This is a genomic window from Parasediminibacterium schistidii, assembly GCF_046546515.1.
In the GTDB taxonomy this organism is placed as follows: domain Bacteria; phylum Bacteroidota; class Bacteroidia; order Chitinophagales; family Chitinophagaceae; genus Parasediminibacterium.
Window position 1 is genome coordinate 77,659 of record NZ_JBKHKJ010000025.1, and the last position, 6,558, is coordinate 84,216.

General features: G+C 41.1%; 6 protein-coding genes. 3 read left to right on the forward strand and 3 right to left on the reverse strand.

Going from position 1 to position 6,558, the window contains the following annotated elements; translation table 11 throughout:
• Positions 1-214: 214 nt before the first annotated feature.
• The 3 genes from ACHFIY_RS14445 to ACHFIY_RS14455 all read right to left on the reverse strand — a co-directional run bounded on the left by ACHFIY_RS14445 (position 215) and on the right by ACHFIY_RS14455 (position 2,871).
• On the reverse strand, positions 215-1,057 hold the full coding sequence (locus tag ACHFIY_RS14445) for a transketolase (protein WP_410846815.1): 843 nt from the start codon (positions 1,055-1,057) through the stop codon (positions 215-217).
• Positions 1,058-1,203: 146 nt separating this feature from the next.
• Entirely contained in the window at positions 1,204-2,427 is a 1,224-nt protein-coding gene (locus ACHFIY_RS14450) for an ABC transporter permease (RefSeq protein WP_410846816.1), read from the reverse strand.
• Positions 2,428-2,511: 84 nt separating this feature from the next.
• A complete protein-coding gene (locus ACHFIY_RS14455) occupies positions 2,512-2,871 on the reverse strand; it encodes a ribosome-binding factor A (protein WP_410846817.1) in 360 nt (119 codons plus the stop codon).
• 237 nt (positions 2,872-3,108) lie between these two features.
• On the opposite strand from ACHFIY_RS14455, the gene ACHFIY_RS14460 reads away from it, so the two are divergent.
• The 3 genes from ACHFIY_RS14460 to ACHFIY_RS14470 all read left to right on the forward strand — a co-directional run bounded on the left by ACHFIY_RS14460 (position 3,109) and on the right by ACHFIY_RS14470 (position 6,288).
• Positions 3,109-3,381, forward strand: a complete 273-nt coding sequence (locus ACHFIY_RS14460) for a hypothetical protein (RefSeq protein WP_410846818.1) — start codon at positions 3,109-3,111, stop codon at positions 3,379-3,381.
• Between the two features lie 284 nt (positions 3,382-3,665).
• On the forward strand, positions 3,666-5,912 hold the full coding sequence (locus ACHFIY_RS14465) for a Tex family protein (protein ID WP_410846819.1): 2,247 nt from the start codon (positions 3,666-3,668) through the stop codon (positions 5,910-5,912).
• A gap of 22 nt (positions 5,913-5,934) precedes the next feature.
• Positions 5,935-6,288: a hypothetical protein gene (locus tag ACHFIY_RS14470; protein WP_410846820.1), complete on the forward strand. Its 354-nt coding sequence runs from the start codon at positions 5,935-5,937 to the stop codon at positions 6,286-6,288.
• The last annotated feature ends 270 nt before the right edge of the window (positions 6,289-6,558 follow it).

Here is a 6,558-nt window from a genome sequence, read left to right on the forward strand (position 1 = left end):
TGTAAAATACATTTATCCTGTTTTTTTAGCAAGTGCATTTCTGGCACAAAGATAAGGTTTTTAAAGATTAGGGAATAGTGCCATAAAGCGAAAAACTTTTATGCACCCATTTCTATGCATAGTGGTAAGTCGTAAGTTATGCCCGGACAAAAGAAGAGAACATAGTTTAATTACTATATTCTCTTTTTTAATATATAAAGATGATATGCTAGACTTAGTAATCGCCTAAAGTTTCTGGCAATTGAGCTAGTGCTTTTGCAAGTTGTGCATCGTTGGGCGCAATGCCATGCCATTCGTGTGTACCTTCCATAAAGTCAACACCTTTGCCCATGATTGTTTTCATTACAATGCAAATAGGTTTGCCTTGCCCTGTATGGCTTTTTGCTTTTGCCAATGTGGCAATTACATCATCAAAATCGTTGCCGTCCATTTCTAGTACTGTCCAGTCAAACACTTCAAACTTTTGCTTGATGTCGCCTAGGTTCATTACTTTTTTAGTAGAACCGTCAATTTGCTGCCCGTTAAAGTCAATGGTTGCAATCAAATTATCTACTTTATGATGCGCAGCAAATAAAATAGCTTCCCAGTTTTGGCCCTCGTCTAGCTCCCCATCGCCATGTAATGAAAACACGGTATTGGTATCGCCATTCATTTTTTTTGCCAATGCAGCACCAATAGCCACGCTCATGCCCTGCCCCAATGAACCACTAGCAACCCTGATGCCGGGTAGATGCTCGTGCGTGGTAGGGTGGCCTTGCAAACGGGAATTGATTTTACGGAAACTACCTAATTCTTTTATATCAAAGTAGCCAGACCGTGCAAGCACAGAATAAAAAACTGGGGATATATGCCCATTTGACAAAAAGAACAAATCTTCCCCAATGCCATCCATGCTAAAACCTTCCTTGCGTTCCATTGTGTTGAAGTACAAGGTTGTAAGAAAGTCGGTACAACCCAATGAGCCTCCAGGGTGGCCGCTTTGCACACCGTGTACCATCCGTACAATATCGCGCCTTACTTGAGAGGCTATTTCTTTAAGTTCTACTGCAGATGCCATATTTTCTAGTTTTTATGAGAGGGCGAAGTTAACTTTTTAAGGATTACAGTGCTAAATTCTTCTATGTTTTTTGCCACAAAGGCACAAAAACGCCAAGAAGCACAAAGAAAAAGAAGTTTACAAGGTACTTAGCGCAGTGAGCAACCCTAACTTTTTAAAGAAAGTATTTGTTTGCCTGCTTTTCTTGCAGGTAGCCAAGCCGCCACAACAGCAATAATCAACACGGTGCAAAAAACAATAGCATAGTCAGATGCCAATAATTTCACAGGGTAATAATCAATCAGGAAAGTGCCTCCCTCTAGTTTTATCAAATGGAATTGCATCTGGGCAATGCAAATGACACTTGCAAGCACAATGCCTATTGCCCCACCTGTTATAGACAATAATACGCCTTCGCTTAAAAATATTTGCTGTATGGTGCTTTCGCTGGCACCCATTGCTTTTAGCACGGCAATATCTTTTTGCTTTTCCAGCACCAGCATGGTTAACGCACCTATAATATTAAACGCAGCTACCATCAATATAAGGCAGGTTACACCATAGATAACCCATTTCTCTACCTGCATGGCGGTATAAAGGCTTTGGTTTTGCTGGTACCTTGTTTGCAGTTGATAATTGTTGCCCAGCAAGTTTTGTATATTTTTTATCGTTCTATCTTCCTTCAAATGGGGGTTCAGCTTTACTTCGCAAGCAGAATAATCATCGGGCTTCATGTCTAGCATATACTTCATAAATGCTAGGTTGGTAAACACATACTTATTGTCAAAATCCTGTTGCACCATAAAAGTGCCAACGGGGTTAATTTTATAGGCATTCATCCCCTCAACCGTGCCAAAATGCGCCAGTTCTTTTCTATTGGGCATATATAAAGTAAGTGGGTAAACCCCTTTTTCCACGTCTATCCCCACGGCGTTTTCAGTCCCCACTCCTACTATTAGGTTGGGGCTTTCTAATGTCCCCAACTCATACTTCCCCCTTACTATGTGGGTGCCAATATTATTGATTAAAGATTGTTTTTCATCTACACCTTTCATGGTTACAATGCTTTGGTAATCGCCATTTACCAAAACTGCTTTTTCTTCAGCTTCAAGGCTAATGGCCTCAACACCTTCCAGCCCCTTTAGTTGCTGCAATTGTTGCTTTGTAAGCACTATTATTTTCCCTTTGCTCGGGAAAATGCTTAAGTCGGCATAAAAATCGGCATACAAGCCTTTTACCAAGTCTTCAAAGCCATTGAATACGCTGAACACAATAATCAAGGCAGCCACTACCACGGCAATGGCCAGTACACTGATCCACGAAATAATATTAATGGCATTTACCGATTTCTCAGATTTAAAATACCGCCATGCAAACAGTAGTTTCAACATTGTAGGGTTTAAAGCAGGTTAACCGTTAACTGATAACCGTTCACCGAGACCTCCGCTATCTGTCAACGGTCAACGGTGAACAGTTTACACCTTCCCTTCCGCTAAATTTTTAAATACTTCCTCCATTTTAAATACCTGGTCCAGCGTATCATCCAAAAAATAGTGGATTACGGGAATCCTTCTTACTTGGCCTTTAATTTTATCTGCCAGCAGTTTTTTCACTTCCCAAGCCCTGTCTTCTATTTTTTTCATGGCCAAATCCTTGTCTGCAATTTGGAACATACTGATATATATCCTTGCTTCCAGCAAGTCGGGTGTTACTTTTACAGATGCTATTGACACCATGCCCCCGCCCATCATATTCAACGCCAGTTTTGTAAATATTTCATTCAAGTCTGCCTGTAACACCGATGCTACCTGCTTTTGCCTTTTTCCCTCTATCATAGTTCACTGTATTTAATAAAGCTGTAAAATTAGCTACTTTATTTTGTATCCCCTAAAGTCTTGCTTTGGTATCATCAAACCTCGCTTTTTGAATAGGCAACCCTCCATACATTAAAATAAAAACAAACTGAAAGGGATAGTGATATGTACATAATTCCTTAAAATTAGTTTCAGTTGCAAATTATTTTAGCTAGCTTGCACTAGATGTGCTTGCCAAAACTTAATAAATAGCCCATTATGCCACTTATTGTAATTTGTTTTTTTTGGTTAATTACAGCAGCATTTGCCGTGTTGTTTTTCTTGAAGTTGTATTTCTTTGTTGGTATTTACAGCCGGAAAAGCCGCTTGGTGCATTTTATATGGCACGATAAATACACCCTTTACAACACAAGGGACGATGAAAAGCGCAAGCAGAAAGAAATGTGCAACAACCTCACGGTAATTATGCTATTTACTTTTATGATAGGCACGCCTTTGGTTTTGTTCTTGTTTTTGTTTTTGGTAAAGTAGTTTTTTTGCCACTAAGACACGAAAACGCAAAGCGGCACAAAGTATTTCAATAAGCACTCAAACCCTTTTCGCCCCCAAATTGCTTTGTGCCTAGTAATGCCATGGATTACATAAAGCGACTGGTTAGTTTAAAAACTGCAATATTCTTTTATCCTTTTTTAATTTTTTCTTCGTGCCACTTCGAACCTTTGCGCCTTAGTGGCGAAAAAAACAATCCTATTTTTTCTTTCACCGCCATCCCATTACATTCGCCGCCGGATAAATTAAAAATGTAATTGCAGGATATGAACAAGTTTGAACAGATTATTGCCGCTAAAATAAACGTGAGGGTTTCACAGGTAGAGGCCGTTTTAGCATTATTGGGCGAAGGCAGCACCATCCCCTTTATTGCCCGTTACCGGAAAGACAAAACTGGGGCATTGGATGAGGTGCAGATACAACAGATACAGGATGAACACAAATCACTCACCGAATTTGCAGACCGCAAAGCCTTTATTGAAAAAACCATTACAGAGCAGGGGAAAATGACGGAAACCTTGCAGGCTTCTATCGACAAAGCATTAACCATCACAGACCTAGAAGATATTTACTTACCCTACAAACCCAAACGCAAAACAAAAGCGCAAACGGCGCGGGAAAACGGGTTGGAGCCATTGTCGGTTTTAATCTTGTCACAAGTGCAAAGCAATCTGGAAGAAATAGCCAAGGGCTATTTGAACGACAAAGTATTAAGCATAGACGATGCCCTGCAAGGTGCAAGGGATATTATTGCCGAGCAAGTAAACGAAGATGCCACGGTACGTGCCAAAATGCGGAAATGTTTCGAGGACACTGCCACTTTCCAAAGCAAGGTATTGCCCGAAAAAGAGGCCGAAGCCATTAAATACAAAGATTATTTCGACTTTACCGAGCCTATCCACAAAATACCTTCGCACAGGATACTGGCTATTTTGCGTGGTTTCCTGGAAGGGCATTTGCGCATGAACATTGCACCGCTGGAAGAAGAAGCCATAGAATTGATTGAAGATATTTATATTACGGAAAGCTTGAACAGCTCTGTGGAGCAGGTGAAAAAAGCCATCAAAGATTCGTACAAGCGTTTGCTGCACCCTAGTTTGGAAACAGAATTCAGGACAACACTAAAAGCAAAGGCAGATGAAGAAGCCATCAATGTATTTGCTGAAAATTTAAAGCAATTATTGCTGAGTGCGCCGCTAGGCAGCAAACGGGTGTTGGCAATCGACCCCGGCTACCGCACAGGTTGCAAAATAGTTTGTTTGGACGAACAAGGTGCTTTGCTAAAGACCAGCCTGATTTACATTCACGAGGGCAACAAACAAACAGAAGCCAGCTATATTATTAAAGATTTAGTGGCCACTTACAATATTGAAACTTTTGCTATTGGCGATGGCACGGCTGGCAGGGAAACGGAACAATTTATCAAGAGCCTGAAATTAAACCTTCCTATTTTTCTGGTAAATGAGGATGGGGCTTCTATTTACTCCGCTTCGGAAGTGGCAAGGGAAGAATTCCCAGATCAGGATATTACCGTGCGTGGTTCGGTAAGTATTGGCCGCCGCTTGATGGATCCTTTGGCTGAGTTGGTGAAATTGGACCCAAAAAGCATTGGTGTTGGGCAGTACCAACACGATGTGAACCAATTCCGTTTGAAAGAAAAATTGGACCAAACTGTTATCAGTTGTGTGAACCAAGTAGGCGTAAACCTAAACACGGCCAGCAAAAACCTGTTGAGCTATGTGAGCGGTATCGGTCCGTCTTTGGCAGAAAATATTATCAAGCACCGCAACGAATTGGGGAAGTTCTCTAGCCGGGAGCAGTTGCTGAAAGTGCCACGCTTGGGCGGGAAAGCTTTTGAGCAATGCGCAGGTTTTTTACGCATAAAAGAAGGCAGCAACCCGTTGGACGCCAGTTCCGTTCACCCGGAGGCCTACCCTATTATCCAAAAAATTGCGGCTGATTTAAATGTGGAGGTAAAAGCATTGGTGGGCAACGAAGCCCTGCTAAAAACCGTTGAGCCAAAAAAATACGCCACCGAACAAATTGGTGTGCTAACCATTCAGGATGTGCTAAAAGAATTAAAGAAACCGGGGCTTGACCCCCGCAGCACGCTGGAACAATTTGAATTTGCCGGCATCTATAAAATTGAAGACGCCAAGGAAGGCATGGTGGTGCCGGGCATTGTTACCAACATCACCCGTTTTGGGGCGTTTGTAGATATTGGCGTAAAACAAGACGGCCTTGTACACGTAAGCGAAATATGTCACCGTTATATTACCGACCCCAATGAAGCCCTGAAATTAAATGACAAGGTAAATGTAAAAATTTTGGAAGTGGACATTGCCCGCAAGCGCATTGCACTCTCCATTAAACAAACCGAAGAAGCACCAGCTAAAAACGGCAGCAACAACAACCGCAGGCCAATACCTACGCCTAAAGCCGCACCTGTTGAAGCAGCGAGTGCAAATATTGCAGATGCATTGAGTTTGTTGAAGAAGAAGTTTGGGAAGTAGGAGAAGTAGCAAAATATAATTTATGAAAAAAGAGATGCAAATTGAAAAGAGGCTGCGAGAAGCCTTGTTGGAGGACGGAGAAATGTCATACGGTTTATATGAGTTTGAACTGGTGGAACACATTGACTACTGGAAGGAAGGCATGTATAAAGACAAGGATGAGTTTGTGTTTATCGTTACAGAAAACAGAGGGGACATTGCCATGCTTTTAATAACAAAAGAGAATGACATTTTCATTAACGAACAGGCAAGGGCGCAATTGCAATTATTTTGGAAAAAAGAAGCGTACATACATAACATGAATATTTTAATACCCCAAATGGCGGCACAAATCGCAGATGGGATAATTGCTGTAAATGGGGTGAAGACTGTTTAAGTCTTTTTAATCTAACCTTTTTAAGATTTTGTGATAGTGGTCAAATGCCTAAAGCCACACCTGTATAGAGGGGAGTATAAATATTGCGGATGCTTTAAGTTTGTTGAAGAAGAAGTTTGGGAAGTAGATTTACTTAGATGATAAATAGAAAACGGCTACCTGTGGATGCGGGTAGCCGTTTTTTAATTTGTAAAGACTGATTTGTGAAAAGAAATCTTTTTGCATAAAAAACATTTGGAGTTAAACGCAATAACATAAACATTTGCGATG

What these genes read in the sequence shown, in the direction of transcription:
- ACHFIY_RS14455 (WP_410846817.1), bottom strand. Translation starts at nt 2,871, where the DNA reads ATGATAGAGGGAAAAAGGCAAAAGCAGGTAGCATCGGTGTTACAGGCA.
- ACHFIY_RS14450 (WP_410846816.1), bottom strand. Translation starts at nt 2,427, where the DNA reads ATGTTGAAACTACTGTTTGCATGGCGGTATTTTAAATCTGAGAAATCG.
- ACHFIY_RS14470 (WP_410846820.1), top strand. Translation starts at nt 5,935, where the DNA reads ATGAAAAAAGAGATGCAAATTGAAAAGAGGCTGCGAGAAGCCTTGTTG.
- ACHFIY_RS14465 (WP_410846819.1), top strand. Translation starts at nt 3,666, where the DNA reads ATGAACAAGTTTGAACAGATTATTGCCGCTAAAATAAACGTGAGGGTT.
- ACHFIY_RS14445 (WP_410846815.1), bottom strand. Translation starts at nt 1,057, where the DNA reads ATGGCATCTGCAGTAGAACTTAAAGAAATAGCCTCTCAAGTAAGGCGC.
- ACHFIY_RS14460 (WP_410846818.1), top strand. Translation starts at nt 3,109, where the DNA reads ATGCCACTTATTGTAATTTGTTTTTTTTGGTTAATTACAGCAGCATTT.